We start from the raw sequence: 22678 nt of genomic DNA, 5'->3' as shown, positions 1-22678 counted from the left end.
TTGTAAATTTTTAAAAAATTTTAATTTTTTATTGCTAAAAATGTATATTTGGTAAATAAAAAAAGCAACATGAGAAAGATATTATTTTCCTTTTTAGGGGTGTTATTTGTATTAACTATTGTCTTATTTCTTAGTAGGTCAGAAGAATCAAATAATATTGCTGAGTTAAGAATACAGCATCAAGAATTTTTAAAAAACAGCCCATTTAAGGAGACTTTAATGCTTTCAAAAAAAGAAAGAAAAGCAAAAAGATTACCTCCTAATAAGTATTCAGAAAGAATGTGGGATCTTACAATGAACCCTGCAATTGGAGCACCAGAGCCTGAAAAACTATTTCAACTTCAAGAAAAACTAAAAGAACAAGCTTCATTTTCAAAAGTACCAGGTGAAAAATTAAATAACTGGGAAGAAAGAGGTCCGGATAATGTAGGAGGACGAACTAGAGCTATAATGTTTGATCCGAATGATGCTACAAATAAAAGAGTATTCGCTGGAGGTGTTAGCGGTGGTTTATGGGTAAATAATGATATAACATCTTCTCTTTCTCCTTGGTCGGAAGTTGATATCCCTAATAACCTAGCTATTTCTTGTATAACTTATGATCCAAACAATCCAATGGTTTTTTATGTAGGAACAGGAGAATCGTATGTTCAAGGTAGTGTAAATGGTAATGGAGTATGGAAATCTACAAATGGAGGTACAAGCTGGTCTAAAGTTTTTGGAGGACCTAATGGAAATACTGCTGTAATTCCAGGGTCTTTTAATCCAAGCAGTGCAAGAGTAGCAGTTAATAGTCCATCTGGTATTGCTGGCGATTATTTTGGAATTAGAGCCGCTTTTGGTGAAAGCTTAACACCAATATCAGGAAGCTTAGTCCTTGCCGATGATGGTACTGCTGCACCTAATGAAGCTTGTAATGCTTTTGTAAATGCAGGAGCTATTAATGGAAATATAGCTATTTTATATAGAGGAACTTGTGATTTTTCACAAAAAGTATTGAATGCTCAAAATGCAGGAGCAGTCGCAGTTATTGTTGTTAATAATGTTGCTGGTGGTCCGAGTATAATGTCTGCAGGTGCGCAAGGAGATTCGGTAACAATTCCTTCTTTAATGCTATCAATGGAAGACGGACAAACTATTATTGACCAATTAGGAAGTGGTGTAAATGTTTCTATAAATGGTTATGCAAATTACTCTGGTTACACTGCAAGATCTGGAGTACAACATATAAATGATGTAATAGTTAGAGATATTGGAGGCGGAAATAGTGAAGTTTATGTAGCTGCTGGTTCTTCTTTTTATGGAAAAGCAAGTCCAAGTGTTTTATTAGGACCAGAAGAATTTGGTTTGTATAAATCTACAAATAGTGGTTCTAATTGGTCTAAAATACCATTATTATCTTCTTCAAACAGTAATGATTATCAACTTCAACCAAATGATATAGAAATAAGTGCAGATAATACCGTTTGGGTTGCTGCAACCACAGATGTTTTTACAGATGGTGGAGGTGAGATTTTATCATCTTCTGATGGTGTTAATTTTACACTGAAGTATAAAGTTCCTTCTGGTCAGCGTACAGAAATTGCAGTTTCAGGAACAAATGCATCAACTTTATATGTTTTAGCTGAAACTTTATCAGAAACTGCTCCGGTTAAAATTATACATACGGATGATGCTTTTGCAACAACAACGAATTTACCTTTACCTGTAGATCTTGATACAGGGATTGATCAAAATGATTTTACAAATGGACAAGGGTATTATAATTTAACTATAGAGGTAGACCCAACAAATGATGCTATTGTCTATGCAGGAGGAATTGATCTTTTTAGGTCGTCTGATTCAGGAAATACTTGGGTACAAATTGCAGAATATTATTCTAGTACAGGTTTGAGTGAGGTTCATCCTGACCATCATGCTTTTGTTTTTGATCCATCTGATCCAACAAAAGCTGTAAATGGAAATGATGGAGGTGTATATTATGCCACTTCATTATCAGGAACACCATCTATAACTGCCAGAAATAAAAATTATAATACGTTACAATTTTATCATGGTTCAATAGGACAGGAAGTAGCTAATGTGAAGTTTTTAGCTGGAGCTCAAGATAATGGGTCACAATTTATAAATAATGCTGCTGCAGGTATAAACGAATCTTCATCGCCTACAGGTGGTGATGGAACGTATGTGTTTATTGATAAAGATAACCAGTATATTATAACCTCTACACAAAATGGTAATTATTATTACCGTGATTATGCTACTGGTGTAACAAGTGGCTATACAATTGAAGGGACAGGTGCTGGAGGGCAATTTATTAACCCTGCGGACTTAGATAGTGAAACAAATTATCTTTTTTCTGATGGAACAATTTTTGAGCCTACAACAACCTATCAAATAAATAGATACAGAGTATTAGTTAATCGTTCAACATCTAGCACAATAAGTAATGCATTGTTAGATTCTTCTCCTACCGCTTTTAAATCTTCTACGAATACTTCACAAACATTATTTGTAGGAACTGAAACAGGTAAGTTGTTAAAAATAACAAATGCCAATGGCACTGAAACATGGGAAGATATTACTGGAGGCGATTTTTTGGGTAGTATTTCTTCAATTAATTTAGGTGCTACCGATTTAGAAATATATATCACTTTCTATAACTATGGAGTTACTAGTGTATTCTATACTTCAGATGGAGGTACAACATGGCAAAATAAAGAAGGCGATTTGCCAGATGTTCCTGTAAGAGCAATATTAGCTAATCCATTAAATACAAGTGAGGTAATAATCGCTACAGACCTAGGGGTTTGGGGGACTTTCAATTTTAATGATATTAGTCCTAATTGGTACCAATCTCAAAACGGAATGAAAGATGTTATTGTTACTAGTTTTGATTTAAGAACATCAGATAATACAGTAATGGCAACAACTTATGGAAGAGGTATTTTTACAGGTGAATTTACTGCAGATGCAAGTTCTTTATCAGTAAATGATAATACTTTTAAGGATTTAGTTAAAGTCTATCCAACAGTGTCTTCTGGGAAATTTAAAATTTCAGCCAGCAATGAAATTAGAAATGGGTTGTTAAGTGTTTTTGATATGAATGGGAGAGAGGTTTTTAAATCTAAGATTGATTTTAATAAAAACCAAACACAAGATATTTCACTTAAAGCATCAAGCGGATTGTATATTGTTCAATTTAATTCTGAAAATAAGCAATCAACTCATAAGATAGTTATTGAGTAAATAATAAACTTAATTTGCATAAAAAAAAGGGAAACTAAACACTTCCCTTTTTTTTATGCAAATTCCTTATGTAGTTACTAAGGTTTTCAACATCCAAACCTATTCGTTTTTGAAGTTCATCAACCTTCCCGTGTTCAATAAATACATCAGGAATTCCTAATGTCTTTATAGTGTTTTTATAATTATGTTCAGCAGCAAACTCTAAAACAGCCGTTCCAAAACCACCTTTTATACTATTATCTTCAACAGTAATAATAGTGTTATGTTTTTCAAAAATAGTATGAAGTAATATTTCATCTAAAGGCTTCACAAAACGCATATCATAATGAGATACATCCATATTCAAAATTGCTTCCGAAACATTTTTAGACATAGTTCCAATACTTAAAATAGCTAGATTCTTTCCTTCTTTAAGCTGAATGCCTTTACCAATTTCTATTTCAGAAAATGGTTGTTTCCAATCAATAGTAATACCTCGCCCTCTAGGGTAACGAATCGCAATAGGTTGTTCTAATCCTAATTGCGCTGTGTACATAATGTTTCTTAATTCAATTTCATTTCTAGGTGCAAAAATCATCAAATTAGGAATACATCTTAAAAAACTTAAATCGTACACACCATGATGTGTGGCACCATCTTCACCAACCAACCCAGCACGGTCTAAACAAAAAATAACGGGTAGTTTTTGAATAGCAACATCATGAATTATTTGGTCGTAAGCCCGTTGTAAAAACGTAGAATAGATGTTGCAAAACGGCGTTAAACCTTGCGTTGCCATACCTGCAGCTAAAGTTACCGCATGTTGTTCAGCAATACCAACATCAAAAGCACGCTCTGGCATTTCTGTCATCATATGTTTTAACGAACTTCCTGTAGGCATTGCGGGTGTAATACCAACAATACGTTTGTTTTGTTTAGCAAGTTCTACTATAGTATGCCCAAAAACATCTTGATACTTTGTGAATTCAGAAGGTGTTTTCGAAATAATATCGCCAGTAGACGCATTAAATTTTCCAGGTGCATGGTATTTTACTTGATCTTCTTCGGCTTGTTTTAAGCCTTTGCCTTTGGTTGTTATTATATGTAAAAACTTCGGACCTTTAATCGATTTTAAGCGTTCAAGTTCCGAAATAACTTTGTCAATATCATGACCGTCAATAGGACCCGAATAATCGAAATTTAAGGCTTTGATAATATTGTTTTTTCTCTGAATCCCTTTTTTAACGTTGGTTAAATATTGTTTTAAAGCTCCAACACTTGGGTCAATACCAATGGCATTATCATTTAAAATCACTAGTAAATTAGCATCTGTAACACCGGCATGGTTTAAGCCTTCAAAAGCCATACCGCCAGCAATACTAGCATCACCAATAACAGCAATATGTTGTTTTTCTGTTTCTCCTTTTAATTTAGAAGCAATTGCCATACCCAATGCTGCCGAAATAGAGGTTGAGGCATGCCCAACACCAAAGGCATCATATATGCTTTCATCGCGTTTAGGGAAACCACTTATGCCGTCTATTTGTCTGTTGGTATGAAAATCATCTTTTCTACCAGTTAATATTTTATGTCCGTAAGCTTGATGTCCCACATCCCAAATAAGTTGATCGTCTGGGGTGTTAAAAACATAATGTAGTGCAATGGTTAATTCAACCACACCCAAACTAGCGCCTAAATGACCTTCTTTGGTGGCGATAATATTAATGATGAACTCACGTAATTCTTTGGCAAGTAGTGGTAATTCTTCTAGCTTTAAAAGACGAAGTTCTTTGGGAGAATTGATATGTTTTAAAAAGGATTTTTGCACGAAGCAAAAGTACAAGTTTTTATTATTCTTCTATTTGAAAAATAATGGGTAAATAATAAACTATCTCAACAGGTTCTCCTTTTTGTTTAGCAGGAATAAGTTTTGGTAAAAGTTTAAGAACACGTTTTGCTTCTTCTTCAAATAACGTGTGAGGTGCTCTGGCTTTGATACCTATTATATTTCCATTTTTATCAATTTTAAATTTTGTGTAAACTTTTTGTTTGCCTTTTAAATCTAAACAAATAGCTGTATTGAAGTTTTTTGAAACAATCTTTGATATTCGTTTTGAAAAATAATCTCTTTTTTCTTTTATTGATAAGTTTTTAGGAGTGTCCTTAAATTCTGGAGGAGTTTCAACGACCGTCATTCCGAAAACGATTTCTTGTTCAATTTCATCTTCTGAGATTATGTCTCCCATAATTTCAACTTCGGGTATTTCAGGAATATCTAATGAATCTTTACTAATTATTTGTTCTTCTACAATTTCAATATCTCCAACAGTTTCAATAACTAATTCCCCATCAGTTACTATGTCAATAATTGTTTCCTTTTTAGGTTTTGTTTTACAAGATTTTTTTTGAAGAGAATCTATTTCTGTTATTTCTCCAATACCACCAAGTATATCAATTCTATTGTTATTTAAAGTATCTATAACTTCAATACTGTCTATTTTCTGTTTGTTCCCATTTTTATTGGTGCAGTTCATTAAAGTGGTTCCCATTACAATAAGTAAAGCTAATAGAAAGGTTTTATGAAAATTTTGACGTTGCTCTAAAAACTTTGATGGAATATAGATATTAATGCTATCTAATTGACTTTGTTTAAAGTGCCCGCAGATACGATTGTTTTTATTGTCGTTTATAAAATTTTGAATTTCGTAAGTGTTCATTTTTGTGAAATCGACCACTGTTTTAACACAAGAATTACAAAATCTACCTTTATCTTTTTGTGTCATTTTATTCCAATCTTCGTGGCAAGGTTCTGGTATTGAAATTGAATAGTAGTTTTTCATGTGTTTATAATGAGAAGTTTAGGCTATATAGGCATCAAATTTCCTGCCGAAACCTTAATAAAGAATCTGAAATTGTATTTTTGCTATTATGATAGAACCTTTTGATGACACCTATTTTATGAAAAAAGCCCTAAATGAAGCTGAGGCTGCTTTAGATAAAGGAGAAATTCCTGTGGGTGCTGTTGTTGTTATTGATAATAGAATTATTGCACGCGGACATAATTTAACTGAAACTTTAAATGATGTGACGGCACATGCCGAAATGCAAGCCATTACCGCTGCTGCTAATTTTTTAGGTGGAAAATATCTTAAACAATGTACGCTATATGTTACTTTAGAACCTTGTCAAATGTGTGCAGGCGCTTTGTATTGGAGTCAGATTTCTAATATTGTTTATGGTGCTAGAGATGAAGCACGAGGTTGTATTAATTTGAATACGAAACTACATCCTAAAACAATTATTAAAGGTGGTGTGATGGCTGAAGAAGCTTCGGCGCTTTTAAAACGGTTTTTTATAGAAAAGCGCAATTTAAATTAAGGACTGTATTTGGCAGACATTTCCGTGTTAGCGATTGCAACGGAAATCCTTTTTGTGAGGTACGAGCAAAAAGATTGCAGTGTAAAGCGCGACCTGAAAGGGAACACCAAAAAAATCACTTACGATTATCGCCTTCTCGTTCTCGCATTTTATCTAAATTTTCTTTTGTTAGCATATAATCTTTAATGTCTTTGCCTTTCCAGCGGTAATATGCGAATAGTGGAAATACTATTAGGAAAAGACCGACTACGCCAAATCCAATAAGTTTTTGTGAGTATTCTAAATTTATAGTAAAGCCTAAAATAATACTTGTAAATGTTGCAATAGCTAATAATAAAATGAGGTATTTCATTTATTTAGTGAAATTAATTAATTGGCGACGGTATGCGGTTAGTAGTTTAGATTTTGAAATGTAACCAAAATATTTGCCGTTTTTTATAACCGGTAAATTCCATGCGCCACTAGTTTTAAATTTATCCATAATTTGGTTCATAGAATCGTTGTCGTAATCAATAATGCCCGCATCTGCATGCATAAGACTTGCGGCATCTACTTTATCGTATAGCTCTGAATTAAACATCATATGTCTAACATCATCAAGTCTAATAACGCCTAAAAATTCGTGTTCATCATTTACCACAGGGAAATGATTTCTAGAAGATTTTGAAACGGCGTTTTTTAAAATATCTCCAAGTAGCATCTCTGGTTTTAAAATAACAAAATTGGTTTCAATAACTTTATCAATATCTAGAACCATGAGCACATTCTGGTCTTTATCGTGTGTTATTAATTCGCCGCGTTCGGCTAATTTCAGCGTGTATATAGAATGAGATACATAATACTTTGTTATAGAAAATGATATGGCCGATACGAGCATTAAAGGAACAAACAACTCGTAACCGCCTGTTATTTCTGCAATTAGGAAAATAGCTGTTAATGGTGCGTGCAGTACGCCAGCCATTAATCCTGTCATTCCTATTAATGTAAAATTAGATTCTGAAACATTAAAATCTAAACCTAGGTTATTAATTATTTTAGCAAAGGCATTACCTAAAGCGCTTCCCATAACCAATGTTGGAATAAAGACGCCTCCTACACCACCAGCTCCAAAAGTAGTTGTCATGGCAATGGCCTTAAATATTGCGATGCCAAGTAGTAAAGCAATAACAATCCAGATGTTTGATAAATCTAACTGAAAAGGTGTGTTTCCAATAGCTGCTAGATGGTCTCCTTTTAGCAGGTTGTTCATAATACCGTAACCTTCACCATATAATGGAGGGATAAAATAAAGCATGGTGCCTATGGCGACACCTCCGATTAATAATCGTAAAGCCCGACTTTCAAATTGTTTGAAAAAATTGGTAATACCAAAAAATACTTTTGAAAAATATACAGAAGCTATGGCAGTCATGAGTCCTAAAAGGATATAAAAGGCGATATCGTTAACTTCAAATTTATCAGTTAATTTAAAATTAAGTAATATATCGGTTCCTAAAAACATATAGGAGGTTACAACTGCCGAAATAGAAGCTAATAAAAGCGGGACTAAGGAAGTGAACGCAATATCTAAACTAAAAATTTCTACTGCAAAAATAATAGCTGCAATAGGCGCTTTAAACATAGATGCCATAGCACCAGCAGTAGCGCAGCCAATTAATAGCATGCGTGTTTTTGTGTTCATATGGAATAACTGAGCTGCGTTTGAGCCTAGAGCTGAACCTAAACTAACTGCAGGACCTTGTAAACCAACAGAACCACCAAAACCGGCAGTTAATGGCGCCGTAATTAATGAGGCGTATATATTATATCTGGGAATAATACCATTTAGTTTTGAAATAGCATGTAATGTTGATGAAATACCATGCCCAATATGTTTTTTTAACCACGTTTGCTTTATGATATAAACGAGTAGTAACCCAATAATTGGAAAAATAAAGTAGAACGTATTTTGGTGATTTTTAAAAAAGTTTAAATCAAAGAGTAACCGGATGTAATGGGTTATATTTTTGAGTGTTACTGTCCCTAAACCTGCTAAAAATCCAACTAGAATACTAAGGATGTAAACAAATTGAAGTTCGGAAATATGTTTGTATTTCCAGATTAAAAATTTTCGTAAAAGGCTTTTAGAATTAAAAGGCATGTTTAAATTTACTAAAAAATCCTGCTTATGCAGGATTTTTTAATTTTTATGATTTTAAATTAAGTTTTAAACTTAATTCTGTTAATTGTTCATCGTCAATAGGAGCAGGCGCATCAATCATAACATCGCGTCCTGAATTATTTTTTGGAAACGCAATAAAATCACGGATGGTTTCTTGTCCGCCTAAAATAGCAACGAGTCTATCTAATCCAAAAGCTAAACCGCCGTGTGGTGGTGCGCCATATTGAAAGGCATCCATTAAAAAGCCAAATTGTGCTTTTGCTTCTTCTTCGGTAAAGCCTAAATGTTTAAACATAATGGCTTGTGTTTCTTTATCGTGAATTCTTATAGAACCACCACCTATTTCATTTCCGTTTAAAACTAAATCGTATGCATTAGCTTTTACGTCTCCTGGATTTGTATCTAATAATTCTAATTGTCCTGGTTTTGGAGATGTAAAAGGATGATGCATCGCATGGTAATGTCCTGTTTCTTCATCTAATTCTAATAAAGGAAAGTCTATTACCCATAACGGAGCAAATACTTTAGGATCTCTTAACCCTAAACGTTCTGCTAATTCCATACGTAAGGCACTTAATTGTGCTCTTACTTTGTTTTTATCGCCAGAAAGCACACAAACTAAATCTCCAGGTTTTGCACCTGTAATGTCTGCCCATTTTGCTAAATCGTCTTGATTGTAAAATTTATCTACGGAAGATTTAAAAGAACCATCATCATTACATCTTGAATAAATCATGCCTAAAGCACCAACTTGTGGACGCTTTACCCAATCAATTAATTTATCAATTTCTTTTCTGGTATAACTATTTCCGCTAGGAACTGCTATTCCAACTACTAATTCAGCATTGTTAAAAACACCAAACTCTTTATGTTGTGTAACGGCGTTTAGTTCGCCAAATTCCATTCCAAAACGAATGTCTGGTTTGTCATTACCATATAAACGCATAGCGTCATCATACAGCATTCTTGGGAATTTTTCAACCTCTACACCATTTACTTCTTTTAGTAAGTGACGCGTTAAGCCTTCAAAAACATTTAAAATATCTTCTTGCTCAACAAATGCCATTTCACAATCAATTTGTGTAAACTCTGGCTGTCTGTCGGCACGTAAATCTTCATCTCTAAAGCATTTTACAATCTGAAAATATTTATCCATGCCACCAACCATCAACAATTGTTTGAAGGTTTGTGGTGATTGTGGTAATGCGTAAAACTGACCTTCATTCATTCTAGAAGGTACTACAAAATCTCTGGCGCCTTCTGGGGTTGATTTTATTAAATAAGGAGTTTCTACCTCTATAAAATCTTCTTTAGATAAATAGTTTCGAACTTCTTGAGACACTTTCGATCTGAAAATTAAGCTGTCTTTTACAGGATTACGGCGAATATCTAAATAACGATATTTCATACGTATATCTTCACCTCCATCGGTTTTGTCTTCAATAGTAAAAGGAGGAAGTAAAGCTTCATTTAAAATGGTTAATTCTGAAACTAATATTTCTATATCTCCTGTTGGAATCTTAGGGTTTTTTGAAGCACGTTCAATAACGGTTCCTTTAACTTGAATAACAAACTCACGACCTAAGTTTTGAGCTTGTTCCATCATGTCTTTTGAGGTGCGTTCTTCGTCAAAAACAAGTTGCGTAATGCCGTAGCGGTCACGTAAATCTACCCAAACAATAAAACCTTTATCTCTTGATTTTTGAACCCACCCAGAAAGGGTTACTTCTGTATTAATATTTGTAGCTGTTAATTCGCCACAATTATGACTTCTGTACATTGTTGTAAAATTGAAGTGCAAATTTAGTGAAATAGAATGGAGTTCAAATTTTTTCATGTTTTTTTTACTCATTTTCTATAAACTAGAAATAGAAAATCATTTTTTATTTTTTTGATTTATTATATAACTAAATCAAATGGTTTTGTTCTTTGAAACCCCTTTGTTAATGCTTTAAAGTGTTGATTATATTATTCTCAAAAAGAATAGCATTTTTTTATTGATATTATTAAAAATTAATAGTTTTTTTATTAAAAAATAATATGCAAGCATAATATTGTTTCAAATTATGCATATCTTAGCCTTAACTAATTCAAAACTATTTAATTATGAAAAGATTATTACAATGTAAATTAATGTTTTTTTTGATGTTTATGGTAACATCAAACTTTATTAATGCTCAAGATGTTTCAGGTACTGTTATCGATGATACATCGCAACCTTTACCGGGTGTTTCTGTAATTGTAAAAGGAACTACTACAGGAACTATTACAGATTTTGATGGGAACTATTCGCTTAGTGCGAATAATGGAGATGTATTAGTGTTTTCTTATGTAGGGTACGACACTCAAGAATTAACCGTAACTGGGAGTAAATTAAACGTTACAATGAAATCTGGAGTTGCTTTAGATGAAGTTGTTTTGGTTGGTTCTAGAAACCCAAGTAGAACAGCAATTGACACTCCGGTTGCAATTGATGTTATTGATGTTACAGAGTTAGCATCAAAGGGCGCACAGACTTCTGTAAATGAAATTTTAAATTATGTTGCGCCGTCGTTTACATCACAAACGCAAACAGTTTCAGATGGTACCGATCATATAGATCCGGCATCATTAAGAGGTTTGGGGCCAGATCAAGTATTAATATTAATTAATGGGAAACGTAGACACAATACGGCATTAATTAATACAAATGGTACGGTGGGTGCTGGTAGTGTTGGTACAGATATGAATTCTATTCCTACGGCTGCTATTAAAAGAATTGAAGTACTAAGAGATGGGGCTGCGGCACAATATGGATCGGATGCCATTGCTGGTGTTATAAATATTGTATTAAAGAAAGCAACAAACGAATTGGACTTAACACTTACAACGGGCGCTAACTTTAGCGAAAATTCAAATCATTTTGAAGGCGGTAGTGATGGAGAAAAAGTTCAAATTGATGCGAATTATGGATTGCCAATTGGCGATAATGGTGGTTTTATTAATTTTACAGGTTCTTTATCTACAAGACAACCTGCTTTAAGAAATAAAGATTATTCAGGAGATATTTTTAAAGGTTTTCATGGCGCAGAGAGGGTTTTCGCAGCAAGCGGAGGTGTTGTAGCAGATATGACATTAGCAGATTACCAAACAGCAGCAGGATCATTATCTTATTTAGACCCAGCTATAGCTTCACAAATTTCGGGTCTAGATGTAACTCAAGAAGCCGATATTGCTACGTTTAGAGATTTACTTGGTTTTGATGCAGACGAACAAGAGTTAGCTGCAAGAGGACAAACAAGAGCCGATTATAGATTTAAAGTTGGAACTTCTAAACTTAGAGAAGGTAAGTTTTTTGCTAATATGTCTATTCCATTAAGTGATGATGCCGAAATTTACTCTTTTGGAGGTATTAGTTACAGACAAGGTTTGGCTTCTGGTTTTTATAGAAGACCTGCTCAAGGAGATGGACGTGCTAATACACCTGCATTTCCAAATGGATTTTTACCAAACATTGGAAGTGATATTGTAGATAAATCTTTAGCTGTTGGAATTAGAGGAAAAGTTAATGATTGGAATGTAGATTTTTCAAATACATACGGACAAAATGCTTTTGGTATTACCGTAGGAAACTCAAGTAACGGAACATTAGGTGTAGCAACACAACGTTCATTTGACGCTGGTACTTTAAGTTTTTCTCAGAATACAACAAATTTAGACTTTAATAAATTTAATGAAGATATCTTTAATGGATTAAATGTAGCTTTTGGAGCTGAATATAAAGTTGAAAATTATAGTATTGAAGAAGGAGAAGAGGCGTCTTTTACAAGTTATGATATTAATGGAAATCCAGTAAATAGTATTACTCCTAGCGATTTATTAGTTACTAATAATTTTACAGGTGCACCACTTGGTGGAGGCGCTCAAGTTTTTAGAGGTTATGACCCTAAAAATGCAACTAATAAATTTAGAAACAGTATAGCTGCTTATGTAGATTTAGAAGCCGATTTAACAGAAGCTTGGTTGTTAAGTGTTGCAGGACGACTTGAAAGTTTTTCAGATTTTGGTGAAACGTTTAATTATAAAATAGCAACGCGTTATAAATTAGACGAAAATGTAGCTTTAAGAGGAGCTCATAGTACAGGCTTTAGAGCGCCATCATTGCATCAACAATTTTTTAGTAGAACGAGTACTGTTTTTGTAGATAATCAACCTTTTGAACAAGGAACATTTACAAACGATAGTAGAGCAGCAAATTTAATAGGTATTGAAAAGCTTAAAGAAGAAACTTCTAAAAGTTTTAGCTTAGGTGCTACTGCTAAATTTGGGAATTTTAAAATTACAGCTGATGCTTACGTTATTGATATTGATGATCGTATTGTGTATAGTGGAAGTTTTGGAGCAGGAACTAATGCCGAACTTCAAGGTATCTTTGATTCTGCTGGAGCTACAAGCGCTCGTTTTTTTGTAAATGCTATTGATACAAAATCTAAAGGAATTGAGGTTGTTGTTTCTCATAATGGAAATATTGGAGATAAAGTTAGAGTTCAAAGTGATTTATCTGCAACTTTTTCTGAAACAGAAGTAGAAGCTATTAGAGTGCCGTCTAAAATTGCTGCAGCAGGACAGAGTGGTTCTTTTTTCGATGGGCAAGAAGAAGCCTTTTTAACTTTAGCTCAACCAAGAACTAAGTTAAGTTTAACAAATGTTGTAAATGTTGGTAAATGGGATTTCTTATTAAGAAATGTTTTCTTTGGTGAAGTTACAGACCCAGATGATTTTTCTGGAGATGCAAGAGTAGCTGGTACACCTGTTAGTGCAGATGCTATTTATGGAGGAAAGTTAGTAACTGATTTAACTATTTCTACAGCATTAATGGATAATTTAACTGTAACTCTTGGAGCTAATAATTTATTTGATGTTTACCCTGATGAAAACAGACCAGGAGGCACTTCGGGAGATCAATTTGTATACTCAAGAAGAACGTCTCAATTTGGTTATTTAGGACGTTATTTATTTGCGAGGCTAAATTTTAAATTATAGTGTTTACTTAAAATACAGAAATGTAAAAGGCTTCAATATAACGTTGAAGCCTTTTTTTGTAATTTGAATTAGTCACTCTATTTAAATTACTCTAATCTTTTATCCATATTAAATGTTTCTTCTTGAGATACGATATTGTATGTCGCAACTCTGTCTTTATATAGCCACATTTTAAATTTGGTAGCTAAGTAAAAAAGTATTGGTACTACTATTAGAGTTAAGAATGTAGCAATGAATAGTCCGTAAATTACGGTCCAAGCAAGTGGTCCCCAGAAAATAACATTATCACCTCCCATATAAATATGAGGATTAAATTCACTAAATAGTGTAAAGAAGTTAATGTTTAATCCTATAGCTAAAGGAATTAAACCTAAAATGGTAGTAATTGCTGTTAATAATACCGGACGCAAACGTGCTTTACCTCCTTTTACAATAGCCTCTAAGAGTTCGCTGTTTTCGATGTATTGTTCTTCATCTAAATGATGTTCTGCTTTCTTTCTGTCAATTAATAATTGTGTGTAATCTAAAAGTACCACACCATTATTTACAACAATACCAGCAAGAGATATAATACCCATCATGGTCATCATAATAACAAATGAACTTCCTGTGGCAACAATACCACCAAATACACCTATTAAGCTCAAGAAAATAGCAATCATAATGATACCAGGTTTAGATACCGAGTTAAATTGAAATATTAAAATGAAAAAAATCAATCCTAAACCGGTAAAAAAAGCACCCATTAAAAAGGCCATTTGTTTGTTTTGTTCTTCAATTTGTCCTGTGTAATTTATTTTAACAGTGTCAGGTTTTTCAGTAAATGCTTGCATTTCATTTTGAATTTGAGATACAATGGCACCAGCATCAGAATAACCTGCCGCTAATGCAGAATATAATAATACAACACGCTTAACATCTTTATGTTTAATGGCACTAAATCCAGATGCATTATTTTGTTTAGCAACAGCAGATACGGGGATTTCTTTAATTTGCCCAGAAGCCATGTCTCTAAATGTTATTTTCTGATTAAACAACGCACTGGTATTATACCTGTTCTCTTCATTAAAGCGAACATAAATATCGTAATCTTCACCGTTTTCTTTATAAACACCAGCTTTTGCTCCAAAAATAGAATTACGCAATTGTTGTCCAACTTGACCCGAATTTACACCTAGTTCTCCAGCTTTTTTTCTGTCAACATGAACTTGCATTGAAGGCTTTGACTTATTCACATCTATTTTTAATTCATCAATTCCTTGAATGTTTTTAGAATTGATAAAGTCTTTCATTTTTTCGGCAGTAGCTATTAATTCAGAATAATCTTCTCCTTTTAATTCTATATTAATAGGATAACCAGCAGGAGGACCAGCGGCATCTTTTTCTACAGAAATTGCTACACCTGGATAAATGCCTTTTAAATCTTCTTGTATTTTTCTAAGTAATTCGTTACTGTCTTCGCCTTTTCTATATTTATATTCGCGCATGGTTGCTGTAATCTTACCACGATGTGGCATGTCGGCAGCAGAACCACCATCTGTCATTGGGTTTCCTGCACCAGCACCTACTTGAGAAACAGCGCTTTCGGTTAAGTAATTAAAATCTCCATCTAAATACATAGGGTCATTTATAACTTTAAAAACACGTTGCTCAATATTTTTTGTAATCGCATTGGTTTTTTCAATATCCGTTCCTTCAGGATATTCTATATATACAGTAATTTGATTGGCAGTAGTATCTGGAAAAAATTCAACTTTAGTACGTTTACTTCCTACAGACAATCCAAACCCTATAAAAGCTAAAAACAATAAAACAAATGTTCCAATTGTAATTATGGCTGGTTTTTTTCCGCTTAAGGCACCTCGTAAAATACGTTCGTAAAAACGTTCCCATTTCGGTAAGCTATTGTTTTGAAAGTTGTTAGCCCATTTTCTAAGAAATAATCTATAAACCCAAAGTAAAATAACAGTAAAAACCATTAATGTACCTAGGCCTCTATAGCTTCCTCCAATTACTAAAATAAAAACCCCTATAGCTCCAAATATTGCTGAGATTTTAATAATTTGTTTTAAAGGCATGTCTTTGTCTTCTGTAGTCATGTATTGAGATACTAATACAGAATTAAAAAAGATTGCTACGAATAGGGAAGACCCTAGCACTATAGATAAAGTTACTGGGAAATATATCATGAATTGCCCCATCATTCCAGGCCATAGACCAAGAGGAATAAAAGCAGCAACAGTTGTTGCTGTTGAAATGATTATAGGAAAAGCAATTTCACTAATTCCTTTTTTTGCTGCGTCTTTCCTGTTCATGCCTTCTTCAGTCATTAAACGGTAAACGTTTTCTACAACTACAATACCGTTATCTACAAGCATACCAAGTCCCATGATTAGTCCAAATAGAATCATGGTGTTCATAGTATAACCCATTAAATCTATTATCATAAGAGACATAAACATAGACATTGGTATTGCGAAACCAACAAACAGGGCATTTTTAAACCCTAAAAAGAACATTAAAACGGTAACTACTAGAATAATACCGAAAATGATATTATTTACTAAATCATCAACCTGACCAATGGTTTTTGAAGATTGGTCGTTGGTAGTGGTTACTTTTAAATCGGGAGGAAATACATTTGCAATAGCATCATCTACAATGACCTTTATTTGTTCTGATGCCGCAACCATATTTTTTCCTGTACGTTTTTTAACATCCAACATGACTACAGGTTTTCCAAACTCTCTAGCATACGTAGTTTTGTCTTCGTCCTTAAAGGTTATTTTGGCAACGTCCTTTAAATAAATTGGATTATTACGTTCAGATTTTACAACAAAGTTTTCAAGTTCTTTTGGGTTTTCTATTTCACCTAAAATTCGAATGGTACGTCGTTGCCCACTTGTAATTAAATTACCAGCAGACATTGTTAAGTTTTCTCTACTTATGGTGCCAATAATATCGTCAAAACTAACTTGCGCAGCCATCATTTTATAGATATCAACAGCTACTTCTACTTCTTTGTCTTGAGCTCCTCGAATATCTACTTGTTTAATTTCTTGAAGTCCTTCAATTTCGTCTTCAAGGTATTCACCAAACTCTTTTAGTTTATCTACAGGGTAATCACCAGAAATATTAATATTAAGTATTGGGATTTCTTCAGACATACTTAAATCGAAAATATTTGGTTCTACTTTGGCACCATTAAATGTTGGCCAATCTTCACCAGACGTTTCAGTATCTACTTCATCCTTTACTTTTTGTTTAGCAGCTTCAACCGATATGTTTTCATCAAATTCTACAACAACTATGGAATAATCTTCTTGAGATGTTGAGGTAATTTCAATAACATTACTAACGGTTTTTAGCTTGTCTTCAATAGGGTCTGTAATAAGCTTTTCAATATCTTCGGCCGTATTTCCTGGGTATACAGAACTAATGTAAATTTTAGTTTCTTTAATTTCAGGAAAATTTTCCCTAGCCATACTAAAATAGGCGCCTGTACCAAGAAATAGGATTAAAGCAATTAAAACATACATGGTTGTTTTATTATTAATTGCCCAAGATGATAATCCAAACTCTTTATCTACTTGTTTTTTCTTTTTTGTCATTTTAAAGTTTTTTTACGGTTTGAATTATTTTATTATTCAACTACAAGAATTTTAACATCTTGTCCGTTTTTAACGCTACGAGCACCTTCATTAATAATTTCAGCGCCATGTTTTAAACCAGAAAGAACTTCTATGTCATCGCCTTGAGTTTTACCTGTTGTTATAATGGTTCTTTTGGCTTTAGCTGTTTCACCGGTTTTATTAGTTACAGTATATATATATTGCTCGCCATCAGCATTTTCTGAAATAATACTTTGCGGAATTAATATAGCTTTAGGATTTGTGTAATCGTTAATTTTAAGTTTTGCCGTTAAATTTGGCTTTATTGATTGATCTTTATTTGAAACAGCAACTTCAACTTTAAAAGAGCGATTGGCAGGATTAATAAAGTTACCCGCTTGACGAATTTTTGCATCCATAGATTTTCCAAGAATAGGAAATTCTATTTGTACATCTTTACCAACTTTAATAGTTGAAATATAACGTTCTGGAACTTCAGTTTCAATATACATGTTTTGTAAATTTACTATTCTAAAAAGTTGGGTTTGTCCAGGTGCAACAACACTTCCTTGTTCTGTAATAACATCGTCTATAGTTCCAGAAAATGGTGCTTTAACAATTGTTTTTGCTACTTGTTGTTTTAATTGACTTACAGCTTGTTGTTGAGCTTCGTAACTAGATTTTGCTTGTAAATATTGAATTTCACTACCTATTTTTTGATTCCATAAACGTTCTTGACGTTCAAAAGTAGTTTTTGCTAAATCTGCTTGAATTTGTAATTGTGCTACTTGTTGGTTTAATCCACCATCATCAATTTTTGCTAGCATTTGTCCTTTAGAAACTTTTTGTCCTTCTTTTACATAAACACGTGTTAATGTTCCAGAGTATTCAGGGAAAATAACAAGATTTTGTTTTGTACTTACGCTTCCTTGAAGTTCCACAAAATGATTAAATACAGATTCCTTTACTTCAAAAGTTGTAATTAAAGGAATTCGTTCTTGAGGGTCTAATTCTTTAATTTTTGCTTCAAGCTGTTTTAGTTGTGTGGCAATGACTTCTTGTTCGCCGTCTAAGGTTGTTTTTCTTTCTCTAATTTTTTCTAAATTATTAGTTGAAATAATATCTTCAACAGATTTTTTCTTATCACCTCCACAAGAGGTTAAAAGAATTGTTACTAGTAAGAGTGAATATATATTTTTCATTTTATGATTTATTTATTGGTTGTTTATTGTGTTTAATACAGTTTCTAATTCTGCTTTTTTGTTTATAACATCAAGCATGGCTTGAAGAAACTCTTGTTGCGAACTATATAATTGTGTTTGCGCTTGTCTTAATTCAAAGCTAGATGCGATTCCTTCGTAGAATTTGGTTTGGTTTTTTCTCTCTATACGTTCTGCGAGATTCAAGTTTTGTTTTTTATTATCGTAATCTTCAATTGCAAATTGATAATCGCTTTTTGCTGATGCAATTTGTAATTTTAGTTGTTGTTCCGTTTCTGTTAAATTGTCTTTAGCTTTTTCTAGATTTATTTTAGCGCGTTGTGTTCTTGCACTTTTAATACCTGAACCAAAAATGGGAATGTCTAAGTTAAACCCAAATGCTGCAGTGCCAGCCCAAACTTGATTGTTATCAGTAAATCTAAATTTATCATTATTTCCAATATATGAACTAGTTATGAAGCCTTTTAAGGTTGGTAGTACTCTGCTTTGCTCTAGTTTAACCAAAAGCTCTTTTGAAACTTTATCATTTTCTGCTATTTGATAATCTATAGTGTTTTCTACATTATTTTCTGTTTCTAACAATGATAGCGACATGTTTTGAATTGTTAAGGTCTCAAGTGTATCTGTTAAACTTATTGTTTTATTGATGTCTATTCCTAAAGTTATATTTAATAATTGATATGTAATCTTTTTTAAACGTTGGGTTTTATTTAGATTACTTTTAACACTAGATAATGTAATTTGTAATTGCTCTATGCTTTCTTCGTCACCTAAACCATTTTCATAAATTTTTGTGGTTTCGTTTAGGTTTTTTTCAAGTATTGAAATATTACTTTCTAATATTTTGATGCTTTCTGTTGCTAAAAGTACGTTGCCATAAGCATTAATTACATTTTTTCGAACTTCCAAATCTGTTTTTGTTTTTGCATTTTTTGAAATTTCTAAAAACACTTTAGCAGATTGTAAGCCTACTAAATAGGAGCCATCAAAAATAAGTTGATTTAATGTTACAGAGGGAGTTATGTTTTGTTTTGCACCAAAATCTACAACATTATCACCATTAAAATCTATACCAGGAAATTGTTGTTTAATATTGTTAGTATAACTTATTTTTCCATCAATTTGAGGTAAACCTGTAGCAATAGTTTCCCATTTTTGTTTTTGTGCAGCCTCTATATCTCGAGATGAATTTTTAGCTATTCTATTGTTTTCTAAAGCATAATCAATAGCTTCTTTTAAGCTGAAACTTTGGGGGGTTTCTTGCGTAAACCCTTTGAATATTATTAGTAAACTAAAAATTAAAATTAGTTTGTTTTTCATTTTATGATTGATTTGATTTAATAAATTTATTTAATAATTGTAATCCTTTGTCTGTAACAATAGCTCTTAAATGGTATTCTAGGTAACTTTCCATTAGATAATCCATAGTGAATAATTTTTGAGGAAAAATAGTTGGGTCTTTAATTCCAGTCATACCATTAAAATACATTCTTGATATAAATTCAACATCTATATTAGATCTAAACAATTCTGTATCTACGCCTTTTTGAAGACTAACCATTACGCAATCTTGCATTTTTTCAAACTGCTTAATCTTTAGTACTTCATATATTTGCGGATAGTATTTTTTTAATTGATATTGAGGCGATGTTTTTTCATTTTTTAAATGATGCATTACAAACATTTTTATATCATAAAGTTCCTCAATAGGATTTTCTGATGTATTACATATACCATCAATGCCTTCACATATTTTTGCAAATATTTCAAAAGTTACAGCTTCAATAAGTTTGGTTTTATTAGCAAAATGGACATATATAGTCTTTTTAGACATGCCAAGTTCTGTAGCTATATCATCCATTGTAACACTTTTAAACCCTAGGTTTAAAAACATTTCTGCTGCTCTATGTATTATTTTTTCTCTCATATTAGAGCGCAAATCTACAACAGGAAACTATAAAAACCTATAGAGTTTCCAAAGTTTTATGATTTTTTAACACTTAATTTACATTCAGACTTTTTAATACCACTAATTAATTTATTTTTACAGTATGCTTTCAATAGAAAAATATCAAAATGTATTTGTTGAATATTTAGAAAAATATTCAACTGTTAAAGAGCCAAAAACCTTATATAATCCTATTCAATATATATTGAATTTAGGAGGAAAAAGATTGCGCCCTGTTTTAACTTTAATGACATCAGAAATTTTTAATCAGGACTATAAATTGGCTTTAAATGCTGCTTTAAGTATAGAGGTGTTTCATAATTTCTCGCTAGTTCATGATGATATTATGGACGATGCACCTTTACGAAGGGGGCAAGCAACCGTGCATGAAAAATGGGATGTAAATACAGGAATTCTATCGGGTGATGCTATGCTTATTATGGCATATCAATTATTTGAAAATTATGAGCCCGATACATTTCAAGCTTTAGCCAAATTATTTAGTAAAACCGCTTTAGAGGTTTGTGAAGGACAACAATATGATGTTGATTTTGAAACTAGAAATGATGTTACTATTGCAGAGTATTTAAAAATGATTGAATATAAAACAGCTGTTTTGGTTGGGGCTGCTATGCAAATGGGTGCTATTGTAGCGAATGCTAAAGAAGAAGATCAAAAAAATATTTATCAGTTTGGAAAGAATTTAGGGATTGCATTTCAGCTGCAAGATGATTATTTAGATGCTTTTGGCGATCCAAAAACGTTTGGAAAACAAGTTGGTGGTGATATTATAGAAAACAAAAAAACATATCTATATATTAAAGCTTTAGAGTTTTCAAATGAAATTGATAAAGCTGAAATTATAGAGCTTTTCTCATCGAACCCAGAAGATGTTTCTTCTAAAATAGAAATTGCTAAGCAGTATTTTGAGTCATCGGGTTCTGCCGAAGCTACTAAAAAAGCCATTCAAGAATACACGCAAGAAGCTTTTAAAACTTTAGAATCATTAAATATTTCTTATGACAAAAAGGAATTATTAAAAGTTTTTGGTAATAATTTAATGAATAGAACCGTGTAATGCAATCACCAAAAACCTTTGAAAATTTAATAGAAGAAGCTAATCAATTAGATTTATATAAAAAGCTTATACAGCAATTAAATAAAGACTTTTTATTAGCTAATATTGATTTAGATTTTCATGAAGAAATTTTGCCTTCTAGTTTAAAACTTCTCCTGCATGAAATTGTTTATAAGCTAATACAAGAGAAGTTTGCTGAATATTTAAACTTGCTATACATTATTGATGTTCCTGAAAAAGAGATAAAAGCATTAAGCGGAGATGATACTCTTAAACTCTCAGAAGAGGTGTCTTTTTTAATTTTAAAGCGCGAATGGCAAAAAGTGTGGTTTAGAAATAAGTATTCTTAATAATTAAATACAAATTTTTGATTAAAAATAAAATCTAACAAATGGCGCCCACGGATCTAAATAAATACTTTTTTCATTGTCATATAAAATATCATATCTAATACCAAAAGTAATATTACCTTGTCTGTAACCAGCTCCAAAATATAATGCAGGAATCCAATAATTATCATTTGGAATATTTAGGTTAACATTATAACGTCTATTTACATTTAATTGTTCAAATTCTGCCGAAAGCTGAACTTCATTAATAACATTAAAAAGTCCAATAATACTGCCACCAACAATAGTCGATTTATAAACGTTTTTTTGATTATTGAATGTGGTGTTTAATCCTAATCCAAAAGCTAATTTGTTATTAACTTCGTATATAGCACTTGGAGCTATAGTAGTGCTAAAAAAACCGTTAGTGAAGTTTAATCCAAAACCGCCACCAAAACGAACATCTTTCCAGAAATCATTTTTGTTATCTTGAGCGTTTGAAAAATAAAAAAAAGAGAAAACAATTAAGAAAATTAATAGTTTTGTTTTGTTGATTGTAGAAATTAGGGGCATAAATTTATAATTCATTAAAAAATTAACATTAAAAATAACTTATTAATGATAACGATTCTCATTATCTTATAAATATAGTAAAAGAAACATCTATTTTTGTTAAAAGTTGTATTTTTGACCCCAAATTTGA

15 protein-coding genes are annotated in these 22678 nt (G+C 32.3%); 5 read left to right on the top strand and 10 right to left on the bottom strand.

The window, feature by feature from the left end:
- The first annotated feature begins 69 nt into the window (after window positions 1-69).
- A complete protein-coding gene (locus ACH5TW_RS08615) occupies window positions 70-3249 on the top strand; it encodes a PA domain-containing protein (RefSeq protein ID WP_439336097.1) in 3180 nt (1059 codons plus the stop codon).
- Window positions 3250-3283: 34 nt separating this feature from the next.
- Here the strand turns inward: ACH5TW_RS08615 and dxs are convergent, their stop codons facing one another.
- Together dxs and ACH5TW_RS08605 are read right to left on the bottom strand one after the other, a co-directional pair.
- On the bottom strand, window positions 3284-5056 hold the full coding sequence (gene dxs / locus ACH5TW_RS08610; RefSeq protein ID WP_439336096.1) for a 1-deoxy-D-xylulose-5-phosphate synthase: 1773 nt from the start codon (window positions 5054-5056) through the stop codon (window positions 3284-3286).
- Between the two features lie 22 nt (window positions 5057-5078).
- A complete protein-coding gene (locus tag ACH5TW_RS08605; RefSeq protein WP_439336095.1) occupies window positions 5079-6068 on the bottom strand; it encodes an energy transducer TonB in 990 nt (329 codons plus the stop codon).
- An 88-nt stretch (window positions 6069-6156) separates the two neighbouring features.
- Here ACH5TW_RS08605 and ACH5TW_RS08600 point away from each other — a divergent pair, with 88 nt between their 5' ends.
- Entirely contained in the window at window positions 6157-6606 is a 450-nt protein-coding gene (locus ACH5TW_RS08600; protein ID WP_439336094.1) for a nucleoside deaminase, read from the top strand.
- Window positions 6607-6721: 115 nt separating this feature from the next.
- Here ACH5TW_RS08600 and ACH5TW_RS08595 read toward each other — a convergent pair whose 3' ends face one another.
- Genes ACH5TW_RS08595 through aspS form a run of 3 tightly spaced genes read right to left on the bottom strand, consistent with a single transcriptional unit; the run spans window position 6722 to window position 10547 of the window.
- The gene (locus ACH5TW_RS08595) at window positions 6722-6958 is read right to left on the bottom strand and encodes a hypothetical protein (protein ID WP_439336093.1); all 237 of its coding nucleotides are present in this window, start codon (window positions 6956-6958) and stop codon (window positions 6722-6724) included.
- A complete protein-coding gene (locus tag ACH5TW_RS08590) occupies window positions 6959-8746 on the bottom strand; it encodes a chloride channel protein (protein ID WP_439336092.1) in 1788 nt (595 codons plus the stop codon).
- A 46-nt stretch (window positions 8747-8792) separates the two neighbouring features.
- Window positions 8793-10547, bottom strand: coding sequence for an aspartate--tRNA ligase (aspS, locus tag ACH5TW_RS08585; protein WP_439337502.1), 1755 nt, complete (start codon window positions 10545-10547; stop codon window positions 8793-8795).
- A 326-nt stretch (window positions 10548-10873) separates the two neighbouring features.
- On the opposite strand from aspS, the gene ACH5TW_RS08580 reads away from it, so the two are divergent.
- On the top strand, window positions 10874-13789 hold the full coding sequence (locus ACH5TW_RS08580; RefSeq protein ID WP_439336091.1) for a TonB-dependent receptor: 2916 nt from the start codon (window positions 10874-10876) through the stop codon (window positions 13787-13789).
- 86 nt (window positions 13790-13875) lie between these two features.
- On the opposite strand, the gene ACH5TW_RS08575 is transcribed toward ACH5TW_RS08580, so the two are convergent.
- From ACH5TW_RS08575 to ACH5TW_RS08560, 4 genes are read right to left on the bottom strand one after another with little or no spacing between them, the layout of a single operon-like run.
- Window positions 13876-17400 (bottom strand): efflux RND transporter permease subunit, encoded by a 3525-nt coding sequence (locus ACH5TW_RS08575; RefSeq protein ID WP_439336090.1) that lies wholly within the window; start codon window positions 17398-17400, stop codon window positions 13876-13878.
- Between the two features lie 32 nt (window positions 17401-17432).
- The gene (locus tag ACH5TW_RS08570; protein ID WP_439336089.1) at window positions 17433-18602 is read right to left on the bottom strand and encodes an efflux RND transporter periplasmic adaptor subunit; all 1170 of its coding nucleotides are present in this window, start codon (window positions 18600-18602) and stop codon (window positions 17433-17435) included.
- Between the two features lie 12 nt (window positions 18603-18614).
- Window positions 18615-19940: a TolC family protein gene (locus ACH5TW_RS08565; RefSeq protein ID WP_439336088.1), complete on the bottom strand. Its 1326-nt coding sequence runs from the start codon at window positions 19938-19940 to the stop codon at window positions 18615-18617.
- A gap of 1 nt (window position 19941) precedes the next feature.
- Window positions 19942-20547, bottom strand: a complete 606-nt coding sequence (locus ACH5TW_RS08560) for a TetR/AcrR family transcriptional regulator (RefSeq protein WP_439336087.1) — start codon at window positions 20545-20547, stop codon at window positions 19942-19944.
- A gap of 124 nt (window positions 20548-20671) precedes the next feature.
- Here ACH5TW_RS08560 and ACH5TW_RS08555 point away from each other — a divergent pair, with 124 nt between their 5' ends.
- Window positions 20672-21646, top strand: coding sequence for a polyprenyl synthetase family protein (locus ACH5TW_RS08555; protein ID WP_439336086.1), 975 nt, complete (start codon window positions 20672-20674; stop codon window positions 21644-21646).
- Window positions 21646-21996 (top strand): hypothetical protein, encoded by a 351-nt coding sequence (locus ACH5TW_RS08550; protein WP_439336085.1) that lies wholly within the window; start codon window positions 21646-21648, stop codon window positions 21994-21996. The genes ACH5TW_RS08555 and ACH5TW_RS08550 overlap by 1 nt, the downstream gene beginning before the upstream one ends.
- Window positions 21997-22017: 21 nt before the next feature.
- Here the strand turns inward: ACH5TW_RS08550 and ACH5TW_RS08545 are convergent, their stop codons facing one another.
- Window positions 22018-22563 carry an alpha-ketoglutarate decarboxylase gene (locus ACH5TW_RS08545; RefSeq protein WP_439336084.1) on the bottom strand — a complete coding sequence of 182 codons (546 nt, stop codon included), beginning with the start codon at window positions 22561-22563 and terminating at the stop codon, window positions 22018-22020.
- Between the last annotated feature and the right edge of the window lie 115 nt (window positions 22564-22678).

This window comes from Thalassobellus sediminis, assembly GCF_044386045.1.
In the GTDB taxonomy this organism is placed as follows: Bacteria; Bacteroidota; Bacteroidia; order Flavobacteriales; family Flavobacteriaceae; genus Thalassobellus; species Thalassobellus sediminis.
Note: the sequence above shows the minus strand (reverse complement) of the source record. Positions and strands in the feature narration are given on the sequence as shown.